We start from the raw sequence: 15107 nt of genomic DNA, 5'->3' as shown, positions 1-15107 counted from the left end.
ATGCCCCCGAGCAGCGCTGCTCCGCAGCCCGGGGAGCCGGGAGCCCGTGCGGAGCAGGCTGCTGCTCCAGGACACAGGGCGTCCCAGGTCGTGCGCCTTCTGAAGGGCGGCCGGTTGTTCCGCGACCGGGCGCTCGGCGGTCCTGTGCCGCGACTGCTGATGCGCTGGGTGCGGCGCCCGCTGCTGCCCGCCGTGCGGCTCTGGCGACGCAACCTCCAGCTCCGCGTCGTCGCGGGCACGCTGCTCATGTCGCTCGGTGTGGTGCTGCTCCTCGGCCTGGTCGTGATCGGACAGGTGCGCAACGGCCTGCTCGATGCCAAGGGCAAAGCTGCCCAGACCCAGGCCGCCGGCGGTTTCGCGGCGGCCCAGGAGAAGGCGAACGCTCCGCTCACCCCCGGTGGGCAGGGCAGCGACGCGGTGGACGGCAGCACGGCCAACAACTCCTGGCGGACCGAGCTCGTCGACCAGCTCGCCAGCGGCGGCAAGAACGCCTTCAACGTGGTGGCGCTGAGCGCCGACGAGGGCACCCGTGCGCCGCGCGGCTCGGGCAGTGTGGAGGCGGCGAGCATCCCGCAGAGCCTGCGGGACTCCGTGAACAGCGGCCCGGGGGCGTTCCAGACGTACTCCCTGATCCAGTATGCGAATGGCCAGGAGTCGCAGCCCGGACTTGTCGTGGGCAAGCGGCTCTACGACATCGACCACAATCCGTACCAGCTCTACTACCTCTTCCCGCTGACGCAGGAGGAGAAGTCATTGACGCTGGTCAAGGGCACGCTGGCGACCGCGGGAATGTTCGTGGTCGTGCTGCTCGGAGCCATTGCCTGGTTCGTGGTGCGACAGGTCGTCACGCCCGTACGGATGGCGGCGGGCATCGTTGAGCGGCTCTCCGCGGGCCGGCTCCAGGAACGGATGAAGGTCACCGGCGAGGACGACATCGCCCGGCTCGGTGAGGCCTTCAACAAGATGGCGCAGAACCTGCAGCTCAAGATCCAGCAGCTGGAAGAGCTGTCCCGGATGCAGCGGCGCTTCGTCTCCGATGTCTCCCACGAGCTGCGGACACCCCTGACGACCGTACGGATGGCCGCCGATGTCATCCATGAGGCCCGCAGAGACTTCGATCCCGTGACGGCACGCTCCGCGGAGCTGCTCGGGGATCAGCTCGACCGGTTCGAGTCGCTGCTCTCCGATCTGCTGGAGATCAGCCGGTTCGACGCGGGCGCCGCGGCGCTGGAGGCGGAGCCGATAGATCTGCGACAGGTCGTCCGACGGGTGATCGGCGGGGCGGAGCCGTTGGCCGAGCGCAAGGGCACCCGGATCCGGGTGGTCGGCGACGAGCAGCCGGTGATCGCGGAGGCCGACGCTCGGCGGGTCGAGCGGGTCCTGCGCAATCTGGTGGTCAATGCCGTCGAGCACGGCGAGGGCCGGGATGTGGTGGTGCGGATGGGGGTGGCCGGAGGCGCGGTCGCCGTGGCCGTCCGGGACTACGGTGTGGGGCTCAAGCCCGGCGAGGCGACCCGGGTGTTCAACCGCTTCTGGCGGGCTGACCCGGCCCGCGCGCGGACGACCGGCGGCACCGGGCTCGGACTGTCCATCGCCGTGGAGGACGCCCGGCTGCACGGCGGCTGGCTGCAGGCATGGGGCGAGCCCGGTGGCGGTTCGCAGTTCCGGCTGACTCTGCCGCGCACGGCGGACGAACCGCTGCGCGGATCGCCCATACCGCTGGAGCCCGAGGACTCCCGGCGCAACCGTGAAAACCGGGAGCGCGCCGTGGCCGCTCCCACGACCGGGAGTGGGCACCGGCTGACGGCGGTGCCGAACCAGTCCGGCGGCAACGACCGGGCCGCGCTGCCCGTACCCTCGCGCGCCCCCGTGGCCCCCCGTACGGTACCGGCCTCGGTGCATCCGGCGGCGCTGCCGGGGAGCGGAGCACGGGTGGTCGCGCGTCCGGCCGAGGACCGGCCGGGTGCTGAATTCGACTCTGCAGTGAAGGAACCGGAGCGGGGGGAACCGAATCGTGGGCACTGACCGTCGCAGGGACGGCCATGGGCGAGTGCTGGGGCTGTTCGCGCTGCTCGGAAGTGGTGTCGTGCTCCTGTCGGCGTGTGGCTCGATGCCTGTCACCGGGGATGTCAAGGCTGTCGACGCCTCGCAGCCCGGCGATTCCCAGGTGCAGGTGTACGCCGTGGCGCCGCGTGACAACGCCACCCCCGGCGAGGTGGTCGACGGCTTCCTGGAGTCCATGACCAGTGATGACTCGGACTTCAGGACAACTCGTAAGTACCTGACGAGGAAGGCAGCCAGTAGGTGGAAGCCGAGCGCGTTCACGACGGTGCTCACCAAGGCGCCGAACCATAACGACCGCCCGTTCCGCGACAGCGATCGCGCCATCACGGATATCACCTACACCCTGACCGGCGAGAAAGTGGCAACGGTCGACGCCCAGAGCGCCTATCAGCCGCTCGCGCCCACGGACTACAACCAGACCCTGCGCCTGGTGAAGGAGAGCGGGCCGGAGGGCAAGGAGTGGCGCATCGACCTGGTGCCGGACGGACTTCTTCTCGGGCAGTCGGACTTCAAGCGGCTCTACCGCTCCGTCGACACGTACTACTTCGCCGCAGGGCGGACGGCTGCGCAGTCGACGCTGGTCGCCGACCCCGTCTATCTCCGTAGCCGGACGGACCCCGTCACCGGGATGGACACCGTGACACAGGCGGTCCGCAGTCTCCTGGCGGGGCCGACCAGTTGGCTGCGGCCGGTGGTCACCTCTCGCTTTCCCCCGGGTACGTCGCTGAAGAAGGGCGTCACCTCGCTGTCCCCCGACGACCGCAACGTACTGAAGGTGCCGCTCAACAAGAAGGCGGACGGTGTCGGACAGCGGTCCTGCCGCATGATGGCGGCGCAGGTCCTCTATACGCTGCGGGACCTGACGTCCGCTCGGGTCGACCAGGTCCAGCTCCAGCGCTCCGACGGCTCCTCCCTGTGTGTCCTCGGCGCGGACCAGGCGGAGGAGTTCGCCCCTGACGCTTCGTCGAGCGGGCCGGACAGCCAGTACTTCGTCGATGACAAGGGGCATGTGCAGCGAATTCCCGGCAGCACGAAGGGCAGTGGCACCCCGGAGGTGGTGTTCGGTCCGCTCGGCAACGGACCGGTGCGGATGGGGGCGGTCGGTGTGGCCAGGGACGAGCAGTCGGCGGCGGCGGTCTCACGTGACAGGAAGGCCCTCTACGTCTCGTCCATCGTCTCGGACGGCGAGCTTCCGGCGGCCTCGGTGACCAGCAAGGCCCATGCCTCGAACGACCGTCTGTCGGTGCCGAGCTGGGACGGCCGGGGCGACCTCTGGGTGGCCGACCGGGATCCCGGTAACCGCAGACTGCTGCGGCTGGCCGGTGGCGCCGGCAAGCCGCAGGAGGTCACTGTGCCGAGCCTGGACGACGATCGGATCGAGGCGCTGCGGATGTCCGCGGACGGGGTACGGATCGCGCTCCTGGTGACCAAGGACGGCCACACCACACTGAAGATCGGCCGGATCGAGCGGAGCGGGCCGGAGAGCGAACAGCAGGTCTCGGTGGTGGAGCTGCGGCAGGCCGCACCGCAACTGACGGATGTGACCGCGATGTCGTGGTCGGGCAGGAGCCGTCTCGTGGTGGTCGGCAAGGAGCAGGGCGGCGTGCAGCAGGTGCGCTATGTGCAGGCGGACGGTTCGACTCCGGCGTCGGGCGTTCTGCCCGGGGTGAACCAGGTGTCGTCGATCGCGGCGGCGGACGACGAGCAGCTGCCGCTGATGGCGGCCACGTCGAGCGACGGGATCGTGAAACTGTCGCCGGGGGACAACTGGCAGACGGTGGTCAAACAAGGCCGGTCGCTGGTCTACCCGGGCTGAGCCGTCTCTGACGGGCCGAGACTTCGCGAGGCCGCCCCGGTTGTCCACAGGGGTGGCCGGGGCCCTTCGGGGAGTGCACAGTGGAGTCATGCGGGGATGGTGGCGGGAGATCTCCGGACTGGTCCTGCCGGTGTCCTGCGGTGGCTGCGGCAGGCCGCGCATCGAGTTGTGCGAGGAATGCCGTGCGGATTTGTACGGCGCGGTGCCGCGCAGGGTGAGGCCCGTGCCGGAGCCGGTGGGCCTGCCGGTGGTGTACGCGGCCGCCACGTACGAGAACGCGGTACGTGCGGTGCTCCTGGCCCATAAGGAGCGCGGTGCACTGGGGCTGGCCGGGGCGCTCGGGAAGGCGCTGGCGGGGGCAGTACGGGCCGGGACGGGACAGGCGGGCTTCGTCGGCCCGCAACTGCTCGTGCCCGTGCCGTCGGCGCGGCGGGCCGTGGCGGCGCGGGGGCATGATCCGATGCGGCGGATCGCCCTGGCCGCTGCCGGTGAGCTGCGGCGCGGCGGTATCGGGGCCGAGGTGGCCGGGGTGCTTCGGCAGCGGCGCCCGGTGGCCGATCAGGCGGAGCTCGGAGCCCGGCAACGGCAGGCGAATCTTGCGGGCGCGCTGGAAGTGGTGGCCGGGGGTGAACGGCTGCTTGCGGCCGGACGGGTGGTGCTGGTGGACGACCTTCTGACGACCGGCTCCTCGCTGGCCGAGGCGGCTCGGGCGATCGGGGCTGCGTGCGGGCGTGACGGTGTCGTCCACGGCAGCGGACGGGCAGCCGTTGTCGCAGTATCTCCGTCCGCCTTCGAAATAAACCGGAACTGCCGGTGAATCTGCATCGTTGCAGGTAGTGAGCGGGTAAAAAGACCTGAACGGAGGTACGTGCGAGTAGCGGGTGCCGACATCCGGCCAGGCAGGCTATGTTCGGTTGTGAGGAATGGTGAATGCCGGACCTCGATGAATGCACCACCAGGTTTCGGGCAGGTGACTCACCGGTAGCCAGAAGCAGAGAATTCGGTGGGGTGGAAACCCTGCCGATGGGGGAGGAGGAGGTGAAAGCCACCGAGTCCGCGGCTCCGGCTACGACCGGAGCCTGGTGCAAAAGGGAGATGCTCCGCCGCTGAGCGGAGCGATCCGGGAACGGAGTTCTGCGTGGACATCGTCGTCAAGGGCCGCAAGACCGAGGTGCCTGAGCGGTTCCGCAAGCACGTGGCCGAGAAGCTGAAGCTGGACAAGATCCAGAAGTTCGACGGCAAGGTGATCAGCCTCGACGTCGAGGTGTCCAAGGAGCCGAACCCCCGTCAGGCCGACCGTTCCGACCGGGTGGAGATCACGCTCCGCTCGCGTGGGCCGGTCATCCGGGCGGAAGCGGCCGCCGGCGACCCGTACGCAGCGCTGGACCTGGCCACCGGCAAGCTGGAGGCGCGGCTGCGCAAGCAGCACGACAAGCGCTACAGCCGCCGTGGCAACGGCCGGATTCCCGCTGCCGAAGTCGCCGAGACGGTGCCGGGTGCGGCGTCGTTCAACGGCGAGGGCGAACTGGTCGGCAACGAGACGTCCGAGTCCGTGCCCACCACCAGGTTCGGCTCGCTGGAGGTGCGGGGCGAGGGCCCGCTCGTGATGCGCGAGAAGACGCACATCGCTGCACCGATGTCGCTTGATCAGGCGCTCTACGAGATGGAGCTGGTCGGGCACGACTTCTATCTGTTCGTCGACTCCGAAACGAAGGAACCCAGTGTCGTCTACCGACGGCATGCCTATGACTACGGTGTCATCCACCTGAGGACCGACCCGCTGGCCGCCGATGAGGCGGGCGGCGCGGGCGGTGCGCTCGGCGGCTGATGCCACCCTTTCGTGGTGCCCCTGGAGCGCCTGTGCGCCCCCAGGGGCACCCGTGTGCGGGCACAGAATCACCGTTCCGACGTCCAGGCATGAAATCATGTCGTCCCAAGCCAACCGGTGTTCTCCGAACTGCCGTTGGCGGACAGTTGTGAACTTCAGGCCATGGCCTTCAGGGGGAGGAACGATGGCGGACACCTTCGGGCCCGTGCGCGATGCGAATGATGCCGACGACACCGCCGGTGCGGACGCGGACAGTGGTTCCGGCAAGGAGCCGATCCGGGTTCTCGTGGTGGACGACCACGCGCTCTTCCGCAGAGGTCTGGAAATCGTCCTCGCCCAGGAGGAGGACATCCAGGTCATCGGCGAGGCGGGTGACGGGGCGGAGGCGGTCGACAAGGCGGCCGATCTGCTGCCCGACATCGTGCTGATGGATGTCCGGATGCCCAAGCGCGGCGGCATCGAGGCCTGCACCGCCATCAAGGAGGTGGCCCCCAGCGCGAAGATCATCATGCTGACGATCAGCGACGAGGAGGCCGACCTCTACGACGCGATCAAGGCGGGCGCCACCGGCTATCTCCTCAAGGAGATCTCCACGGACGAGGTGGCCACAGCGATCCGCGCGGTCGCCGACGGGCAGTCCCAGATCAGCCCCTCCATGGCGTCCAAACTGCTCACCGAGTTCAAATCGATGATCCAGCGGACCGACGAACGCAGGCTGGTGCCCGCGCCGCGACTCACCGATCGGGAGCTCGAAGTCCTGAAACTCGTCGCAACGGGCATGAACAATCGCGATATCGCGAAAGAACTGTTCATTTCCGAGAACACCGTGAAGAACCACGTGCGCAACATTCTGGAGAAGTTGCAGCTGCACTCCAGGATGGAAGCCGTGGTCTATGCCATGCGCGAGAAGATCCTGGAGATCAGGTGACCGGTCGGACGGGAACGCGCGCTCACATCAGAGCGCGGGCGATTTCCTGAGCGAGCGGCTCACGCAGTTCCGGTGCGTCGACCCGCTCCAGCCGGACATCCGTACAGCCGACCCAGGACGCGGCCTCCACCAGGGCCTCGGCCATCGGCGCCACGGCCTTCCTGCTCTCCAGGGACACCTGCCGGGCGACCAGCGTGCTGCCCTCGCGCGCCGGGTCGACACGGCCCTGCAGCCTTCCGCCCGCCAGCAGCGGCATCGCGAAGTATCCGTGTATGCGCTTGGGCTTGGGGACGTAGGCCTCCAAGCGGTGAGTGAAACCGAAGATCCGCTCGGTACGTGCCCGCTCCCAGACCAGCGAGTCGAACGGCGACAACAGGGTCGTACGGTGCCGCCCGCGCGGCTCCGAGGCCAGCGCCGCCGGGTCCGCCCAGGCCGGCTTCGACCAGCCCTGCACCGTCACCGGAACCAGGCCGGAGTCCGCCACGACCGCGTCGAACTGCTCACCCTTGAGCCGGTGGTAGTCCGCGATGTCCGCGCGGGTGCCGACGCCCAGGGACTGGCCCGCCAGCGCGACCAGCCGGCGCAGGCACTCCGCGTCGTCCAGATCGTCGTGCAGCACGGCATCGGGCAGGGCCCGCTCGGCGAGGTCGTACACCCGCTTCCAGCTGCGCCGCTCGGTGCACACCACCTCGCCGTACATCAGGGCCCGCTCGACGGCGACCTTCGACGCCGACCAGTCCCACCACTCCCCGCCGTTCTTCGCGCCGCCCAGCTCCGTCGCCGTCAGCGGGCCCTCGGTGCGCAGCTGCTTGATCACCGTCTCGTAGGCGCCGTCGGGCAGGTCGTGGTGCCAGTGGGGGCGTGAGCGGTAGGCGCGGCGGCGGAACGCGAAGTGCGGCCACTCCTCGACCGGCAGGATGCAGGCCGCGTGCGACCAGTACTCGAAGGTGCGGCCACCCGGCCAGTACGCCTCCTCGACCGTGCGCCGGCCGACCGCGCCCAGGCGGGCGTACGGAATCAGTTCGTGCGAACGCGCGAGCACCGAGATCGTGTCGAGCTGCACGGCACCGAGATGCCGCAGCACACCCGGAACGCCGGCCCGGCGGTCCGGAGCGCCCAGGAAGCCCTGGGCGCGCAGGGCTATCCTGCGCGCCTGATCGGCGGAGAGTTCGGCGGCGGGAGGCGGCGGCACAGACGTCATGCCCCGCACCTTAGAGGGCGGCACTGACATCCGGTCGGGAGTCCACGGGCCGGGTGGTCCGGGGGGTTCATCGGCGGGCGGCGGGCACGGGCAGCGGGCGACGGGCCGAGGCGGGGAGGCCGTTCGCTGCGGGCAGATAGGTGTCGGTGCCCGGCAGGCCGAGATCGGACGGGAGCAGCGCGCCGATCCAGGCGTCGCGCCGCACCCCCTTGTTGAGCAGCGCCGAGCGCTGCTCGCCCTCCATCCGGAATCCGGCCCGCAGCGCCGCGGCACGCGAAGGGATGTTGCCGACCTCGGCCCGCCACTCCAGCCGGTCACCGCCGAGCGACGAGAAGGTCCAGTGTGCGGTGGAAAGCACCGCCTCCGTCATGTAACCCCGGCCCCGGTGCTCGGCGGCGGTCCAGAAGCCGACCTCGTACGTGCCCGGCAGATTGCGGCGACTGATGCCGATGGCGCCCGCCAGGGCCCCGCTCTCGCGCAGAACCACCGCGAAGTTGTACATGGAGTCGTCGGCCCACCCATCGGGGGACAGCTTTCCCGTGAAGAATTCCGCGTCTGGGCGGCTGTACGGGGAGGGCACGACCGTCCAGCGCTGGATATCCGGGTCCTGACAGGCGGCGTGGACCTCGTCCGTGTCGCTGTCGGCGAAGGGGCGCAGCAGCAGGCGCCCGGTGGTGAAAGTGGTCGGTTCCATGTACGGATTCTGGTGACGCGCAGGCCGTGAAGCGAACACTTTTCGGGCTTCCCCGGCACCTTCGGCGCTCGCCGGCCGTTGACTGGGAAGGGACAGCGGGGCCAACGCGGCGGCAGCCCTCCCGGCGCGGCGGGGTCCTCGCTTACGATGGCCGTTGCGGTGGGGCCCACCTGCCGTGCCCGCGCCAGAGTCCTTAACACGACCCAGTGCCAGGCCCGACCGGCAAGGAGACCAGCCTCAGTGTCCGTCTTCAACAAGCTCATGCGTGCAGGCGAAGGCAAGATCCTGCGCAAACTGCACCGCATCGCGGACCAGGTCAGCTCCATCGAAGAGGACTTCGTCAACCTCTCCGACGCCGAGCTGCGGGCGCTCACCGACGAGTACAAGGAACGGTACGCGGACGGCGAGAGCCTGGACGACCTGCTTCCCGAAGCATTCGCGACCGTCCGTGAGGCCGCCAAGCGGGTCCTCGGACAGCGCCACTACGACGTTCAGATGATGGGCGGCGCAGCCCTGCACCTCGGTTACGTGGCCGAGATGAAGACCGGCGAGGGCAAGACCCTGGTCGGTACCCTGCCGGCGTATCTCAACGCGCTCTCCGGCAAGGGCGTGCACCTGATCACGGTCAATGACTATCTGGCCGAGCGCGACTCCGAGATGATGGGCCGGGTCCACAAGTTCCTCGGCCTGACCGTCGGCTGCATCATCGCCAACATGACGCCGGCCCAGCGTCGTGAGCAGTACGCCTGCGACATCACGTACGGCACGAACAACGAGTTCGGCTTCGACTACCTCCGCGACAACATGGCGTGGTCCGCGGACGAGCTCGTCCAGCGTGGCCACAACTTCGCCGTGGTCGACGAGGTCGACTCGATCCTCGTCGACGAGGCCCGTACGCCGCTGATCATCTCCGGCCCGGCCGACCAGGCCACCAAGTGGTACGGCGACTTCGCCAAGCTGGTCACGCGCCTGACCAAGGGCGAGGCGGGCAACCCCCTCAAGGGCATCGAGGAGACCGGCGACTACGAGGTCGACGAGAAGAAGCGGACCGTCGCCATCCACGAGCCCGGTGTCTCGAAGGTGGAGGACTGGCTCGGCATCGACAACCTCTACGAGTCGGTGAACACGCCCCTCGTCGGGTACCTCAACAATGCCATCAAGGCCAAGGAACTCTTCAAGAAGGACAAGGACTACGTCGTCATCGACGGCGAAGTCATGATCGTCGACGAGCACACCGGCCGTATCCTCGCCGGCCGCCGCTACAACGAGGGCATGCACCAGGCGATCGAGGCGAAGGAAGGGGTGGACATCAAGGACGAGAACCAGACGCTCGCCACGATCACCCTGCAGAACTTCTTCCGGCTGTACGGCAAGCTTTCCGGTATGACCGGTACGGCGATGACCGAGGCCGCCGAGTTCCACCAGATCTACAAGCTCGGTGTGGTGCCGATCCCGACCAACCGGCCGATGGTCCGAGCCGACCAGTCGGACCTGATCTACCGCACCGAGGTCGCGAAGTTCGCCGCGGTCGTCGACGACATCGCCGAGAAGCACGAGAAGGGCCAGCCGATCCTGGTCGGCACCACCTCGGTCGAGAAGTCCGAGTACCTCTCGCAGCAGCTCTCCAAGCGCGGTGTGCAGCACGAGGTCCTCAACGCCAAGCAGCACGACCGTGAGGCGACGATCGTCGCCCAGGCGGGCCGCAAGGGTGCGGTCACGGTCGCGACGAACATGGCCGGACGAGGCACCGACATCAAGCTCGGCGGCAACCCCGACGATCTCGCCGAGGCGGAGCTGCGTCAGCGTGGCCTCGACCCCGTCGAGCACGTCGAGGAGTGGGCGGCAGCGCTGCCCGCCGCGCTGGAGAAGGCCGAGCAGGCCGTGAAGGCGGAGTTCGAAGAGGTCAAGGAGCTCGGCGGGCTCTACGTCCTGGGCACCGAGCGGCACGAGTCGCGGCGTATCGACAACCAGCTGCGCGGCCGTTCCGGCCGTCAGGGCGACCCGGGCGAGTCCCGCTTCTACCTGTCGCTCGGCGACGACCTGATGCGTCTGTTCAAGGCGCAGATGGTCGAGCGCGTCATGTCGATGGCCAACGTGCCGGACGATGTGCCGATCGAGAACAAGATGGTGACGCGGGCGATCGCGTCGGCCCAGTCGCAGGTCGAGCAGCAGAACTTCGAGACGCGTAAGAACGTCCTGAAGTACGACGAGGTGCTCAACCGGCAGCGCGAGGTCATCTACGGCGAGCGCCGCAGGGTCCTGGAGGGCGAGGATCTGCAGGACCAGATCCGCCACTTCATGGACGACACGATCGACGACTACATCCGTCAGGAGACCGCCGAAGGCTTCGCCGAGGAGTGGGATCTGGACCGGCTGTGGGGTGCGTTCAAGCAGCTCTACCCGGTGAAGGTCACCGTCGAGGAGCTGGAAGAGGCGGCCGGCGACCGCGCGGGGATCACGGCCGAGTTCATCGGTGAGTCCATCAAGGACGACATCCACGAGCAGTACGACGAGCGTGAGAAGCAGCTCGGCTCGGACATCATGCGTGAGCTCGAGCGGCGCGTGGTGCTGTCCGTCCTGGACCGCAAGTGGCGTGAGCACCTCTACGAGATGGACTACCTCCAGGAGGGAATCGGCCTCCGTGCCATGGCGCAGAAGGACCCGCTGGTCGAGTACCAGCGGGAGGGTTTCGACATGTTCAACGCCATGATGGAGGGCATCAAGGAGGAGTCCGTCGGCTACCTGTTCAACCTGGAGGTTCAGGTCGAGCAGCAGGTCGAGGAGGTTCCGGTGCAGGACGAGGCCGAGCGGACCTCGCTCGCCAAGGAGGACCTCGTACCGGCGGCGCGTCCGGAGATCCGGGCCAAGGGGCTCGATGCTCCGCAGCGTCCGGACCGGCTGCACTTCTCCGCTCCCACGGTGGACGGGGAGGGCGGGGTCGTCGAGGGCGACTTCTCCAGTAGCGACGGTGGCGGTGCGTCGGAGTCGGACGGGTTGACCCGGGCGGAGCGGCGCAAGGCGCAGAAGAACGGTGGGGGCGGGCGGCGCCGCAAGAAGTAGCGGTGGCGTTGCCGGCGTTCTTGCCGTTGGCGTTGGCATGGTTGAGAGCCGGCCGGGGGCGGGCACCTTTTTTGGGGGTGCTCGGCCCCGGTTTGTTTTGCGGCGGTGTGGGGGCTGAGTGGGGGCTTCGGGTCCGGTTGGGGGGCTTGGTGCGGGTGGGCGGCTGCGCGGGGCTGTCTCCTGCCCGCCCTTCCCGAAACCGGGGCTCCGCCCGGGACCCTGCTCCTCAAACGCCGGCGAGGCTGGAATCGGAGCGGAGGGCTGGAATCGGGGCGGAGGGGCCGGCGCTTTTGTGATGCGCGCTCGTGGTCGGCTCCACGCCGAAGCCGAAGCCGAAGCCGAAGCCGAAGCCGAAGCCGAAGCCGATGTCGGCAGCGGCCGCCCCGGGCGGTAAGCGGGGAAAGCCGTGTGCCGAACGTACGGGGTGGCTCAGGCGAGGCCACGGCCTCGATGGGGCGTCCGTGGTGGGCGTTGGTGTGGCGCCGACCCGAAGTGGGTCGTGGAAGTAGGTCACGCCGTGAGTGCGGTGGTAGCCCGCGTCGGCATCGCCGAGCGAACACGCGGGCTTTACGACCTCACCCGCGAGGGAGAGCGGGCTCCCGACGCCCTGCGACTCCGCCTCCGGTGTTGTCGTCGGTCAACGACTCCCCCACGCTCGAACCTGCTCGCGCGGGAGGGACCCCCCTCGCGTCGCTTCCCTCCTCCGCCTTGGATGCGAAGCCTCATGACGCCGCTCGCTGATCCGCTCTCCATCGCGGGTGAGGTCGTTATCGGGGCGTTGCCGTCTGCAGGCGTTCGTCGCCCAGTTCTACTGCTGCGCAGCGCCAGCGGAGGTCTGTGCCCTGTTCCAGGCGGAAGGCCATGGCCCGCACCTGTTCGCCCGCCGCGATGCTGGCACAGGCCTCCACCACTCCCGGGGCCGGCTGGGCGCCGTGGCACATGCGGATCACGGGACGGGCGCCGCGGGCCCTGAGAGGGGTACGGGGGGCCAGTTCGGCCAGTTGGTCGTAGGCGTCGCCGATGGTGTGGCCGAGCATCCAGTGCACCGGGCGCTGGCCGCTGAGGACCGCCAGGAGGCGCTCGGCGAACCAGTGGTGCGGGCGGACCCTCCGGGGAGTCCTCGTGCGCTGCGGTGGTACGGCCTCGGGCCTGCGCCCGTCGTGACGTCCGGTGGGCCGGGTCCTGTTCGTGCTCATCGCTCATCGCCCCCGCGCTTCAGCTGCCCGGTCGAATACCGGGCAGTAACTTCTGCTGTGGATCTTCTATGGCGACGGCGGAGGCGGTCGCAAGCGCCGGCCGGGCGCCGGAGCCGGTCGGGACGAATCACCTATCCGGGTGATGCGGTGGGTGCTCTGCTGGGCGCGGGGCAGGCCCGGAGAGGGTGAGAGACGGGCGCCGGGTGGACGCGGCGGCCGTGGTGCACGTAACCCCAAAGGGGGACGTCGCACGTATCCTGGGGGCGTTTCCGACTACGAAAGCGGCCAGCCATGCGCGTGTACGTCCCCCTGACGCTTCCCGGTCTCGCAGCGGTGCACCAGGCGGGCGAGATCGGGCCCGGTCCGCTGACCGCCTACGCGGTGACTCCTGGACTGCGCGAGTGGTACGTCTCCGACGACATCGAGGAGCTGGAGTACGCGGCGCTCAACCGGGCCGCCTCCGCCTCTCTGCGCCTGATCGCCGGAAACCCCGACGCGGCCCGTCGGCGGGTCGTCGTCGCCGTCGACGTGCCGGACGGTGCTGCCGTGGCCGACCCGGACCGCAGCCTCGACTCGTCGTCGCTCGGCGAGGTGCGGATCTCGTCCCCCGTACCGCTGACCGCGGCCGCCGCCGTGCACGTCGACGCCGACGACGCCGAGAAGGACGTCACGGCCGCCGCGGCCGCTCTGGGCGCCGCGGACCTCGGTGACGACGACGCGCAGTTCACCGTGGACGGCGCCGAGGACCACGAGCTGCTGTGGTTCGGCGTCCAGGAGGTTCCGAATCTGATCGGCTGAGCCGGTCCTTCTTGCGGGTGCCGGACACGTTGTCGTACCCGGCGGGTACTTTCTTGAGCATGGGGAAGCACAGAAAGCACCGCACGCATCTGGTCTGGGACTGGAACGGCACACTGCTCGACGACAACGTCGCGGTCGTCGGCGCGACGAACGCCGCATTCGGTGAGGTCGGCCTGGAGCCGATCACGCTGGAGCAGTACCGCGAGATGTACTGCGTCCCCATCCCGCGCTTCTACGAACGGCTGATGGGCCGCTTGCCCACCGAGGCCGAGTGGGAGCGGATGGACGGGATATTCCACCGGTACTACATCGAGCAGCGGGCCGCCTGCGGGCTCACCGAAGGGGCCGAGGAACTGCTCTCCCAGTGGCAGCGGGACGGCGGCAGCCAGTCCCTGCTGAGCATGTACGGTCACGATCAGCTGGTCCCAGTGGTCCGGGGATATGGCATCGAACGGCACTTCCTACGGATCGACGGGCGCACCGGGCCGTCCGGCGGCAGCAAGGCGCAGCACATGGAGCGCCACATTGCCGCGCTCGACGGGATAGCCCCGGAGTACACCGTGATCGTCGGTGATGCCGTGGACGACGCCGTGGCCGCCGCCCACGTCGGGGCGAAGGCCGTGCTCTACACCGGCGGCTCGCACAGCAGGGCCAGCCTGGAGGCCGCCGGGGTGCCGGTGGTGGACAGCCTGGCCGAGGCCGCGGACCTTGCCGGGCGCATGGCTGGATGAGACGGAGAGACGAGCGGAAGGGGGGAAGAGGCCCGGCTGCGCCGTCAGGTGGTCACCGGGGCCTTGGTGCGGAGCACCTTCAGGAATTCGCGCATCCACGCCGAGTGGTCCGGCCACGCACGGGACGAGATCAGCGTGCCGTCGACCACCGCCTCGTGGTCCTCGAAGGTGGCGCCCGCCGCCTGCATGTCGAGCTCCAGCGCCGGGTACGCGGTCACGTGCCGGCCGGCCAGGGCGCCGACCGCCGCCGTCATCAGCGGGCCGTGGCAGATCTGGGCCACCGGCCGGTCCGAGTCGAAGAACGCCTTGAGGATCTTGCGCAGCTCGGCGTCATTGCGCAGGTACTCGGGGGCCCGGCCGCCCGGGACGACCAGGGCCACGTAGTCCCCGGCGTCCACCTCGGAGAAGGCCAGGTCGGCGGGCCAGGTGTAGCCGGGCTTCTCGGTGTACGTGTCGAAGCCGGGCTCGAAGTCGTGGACCACGAAGCGGAGCGTCTTGCGGGCGGGGGCCGCGATATGGACGTCGTACCCCTCCTCGCGCAGCCGCTGGTACGGGTAGAGGACTTCCAGGGACTCGGCGGCGTCGCCGGTGACGATCAGGATTTTCGGTGCCATGGCGGGGCTCCCACGGTTCGTCGGCCTGTTCCGTCTACCAGAGTGCGGCAAGACGGGCGGCCGCGCTGTCCAGAGTGTCAAACTTCCGACCATCTTTTGTACACATACGGCTCGTGACGGTTACGGCGGCGGGCGAGATAGCCTGGACCCCGTGATCAGCGCGATACGCCTCGGGGG

General features: G+C 69.2%; 12 protein-coding genes. 8 read left to right on the top strand and 4 right to left on the bottom strand.

Features of this window, described 5'->3' with window-relative positions; all coding sequences use genetic code 11:
* The 5 genes from mtrB to OG306_RS14115 all read left to right on the top strand — a co-directional run bounded on the left by mtrB (position 1) and on the right by OG306_RS14115 (position 6636).
* Positions 1-2025: an MtrAB system histidine kinase MtrB gene (gene mtrB / locus OG306_RS14135; protein ID WP_266906473.1), complete on the top strand. Its 2025-nt coding sequence runs from the start codon at positions 1-3 to the stop codon at positions 2023-2025.
* Entirely contained in the window at positions 2015-3880 is a 1866-nt protein-coding gene (locus tag OG306_RS14130) for an LpqB family beta-propeller domain-containing protein (RefSeq protein WP_266746532.1), read from the top strand. Before mtrB ends, OG306_RS14130 begins: the two co-directional genes overlap by 11 nt.
* Positions 3881-3968: 88 nt before the next feature.
* Entirely contained in the window at positions 3969-4697 is a 729-nt protein-coding gene (locus OG306_RS14125) for a ComF family protein (protein ID WP_266746531.1), read from the top strand.
* A gap of 321 nt (positions 4698-5018) precedes the next feature.
* Complete coding sequence (gene hpf, locus OG306_RS14120) at positions 5019-5708, top strand: ribosome hibernation-promoting factor, HPF/YfiA family (protein ID WP_266746530.1); 690 nt, start codon at positions 5019-5021, stop codon at positions 5706-5708.
* Between the two features lie 184 nt (positions 5709-5892).
* On the top strand, positions 5893-6636 hold the full coding sequence (locus OG306_RS14115; protein ID WP_266746529.1) for a response regulator: 744 nt from the start codon (positions 5893-5895) through the stop codon (positions 6634-6636).
* A 22-nt stretch (positions 6637-6658) separates the two neighbouring features.
* On the opposite strand, the gene OG306_RS14110 is transcribed toward OG306_RS14115, so the two are convergent.
* Positions 6659-7837: a winged helix-turn-helix domain-containing protein gene (locus OG306_RS14110; protein WP_266746528.1), complete on the bottom strand. Its 1179-nt coding sequence runs from the start codon at positions 7835-7837 to the stop codon at positions 6659-6661.
* A gap of 67 nt (positions 7838-7904) precedes the next feature.
* The gene (locus OG306_RS14105; RefSeq protein ID WP_266746527.1) at positions 7905-8531 is read right to left on the bottom strand and encodes a GNAT family N-acetyltransferase; all 627 of its coding nucleotides are present in this window, start codon (positions 8529-8531) and stop codon (positions 7905-7907) included.
* Positions 8532-8771: 240 nt separating this feature from the next.
* Here OG306_RS14105 and secA point away from each other — a divergent pair, with 240 nt between their 5' ends.
* Entirely contained in the window at positions 8772-11591 is a 2820-nt protein-coding gene (gene secA, locus OG306_RS14100) for a preprotein translocase subunit SecA (protein WP_266746526.1), read from the top strand.
* Positions 11592-12358: 767 nt separating this feature from the next.
* Here secA and OG306_RS14095 read toward each other — a convergent pair.
* A complete protein-coding gene (locus OG306_RS14095; protein ID WP_266746525.1) occupies positions 12359-12787 on the bottom strand; it encodes an Rv3235 family protein in 429 nt (142 codons plus the stop codon).
* A gap of 291 nt (positions 12788-13078) precedes the next feature.
* Here OG306_RS14095 and OG306_RS14090 point away from each other — a divergent pair, with 291 nt between their 5' ends.
* Together OG306_RS14090 and OG306_RS14085 are read left to right on the top strand one after the other, a co-directional pair.
* Positions 13079-13585, top strand: coding sequence for a DUF6912 family protein (locus tag OG306_RS14090; protein WP_266746524.1), 507 nt, complete (start codon positions 13079-13081; stop codon positions 13583-13585).
* 59 nt (positions 13586-13644) lie between these two features.
* On the top strand, positions 13645-14316 hold the full coding sequence (locus OG306_RS14085; RefSeq protein WP_266746523.1) for an HAD family hydrolase: 672 nt from the start codon (positions 13645-13647) through the stop codon (positions 14314-14316).
* A 44-nt stretch (positions 14317-14360) separates the two neighbouring features.
* On the opposite strand, the gene OG306_RS14080 is transcribed toward OG306_RS14085, so the two are convergent.
* The gene (locus tag OG306_RS14080) at positions 14361-14930 is read right to left on the bottom strand and encodes a DJ-1/PfpI family protein (protein WP_266746522.1); all 570 of its coding nucleotides are present in this window, start codon (positions 14928-14930) and stop codon (positions 14361-14363) included.
* Positions 14931-15107 lie beyond the last annotated feature (177 nt).

The organism is Streptomyces sp. NBC_01241, from assembly GCF_041435435.1.
Lineage (GTDB): Bacteria > Actinomycetota > Actinomycetes > Streptomycetales > Streptomycetaceae > Streptomyces.
The sequence above is the reverse complement of the archived record's forward strand: the minus strand, read 5'-3'. Positions and strand labels throughout refer to the sequence as shown.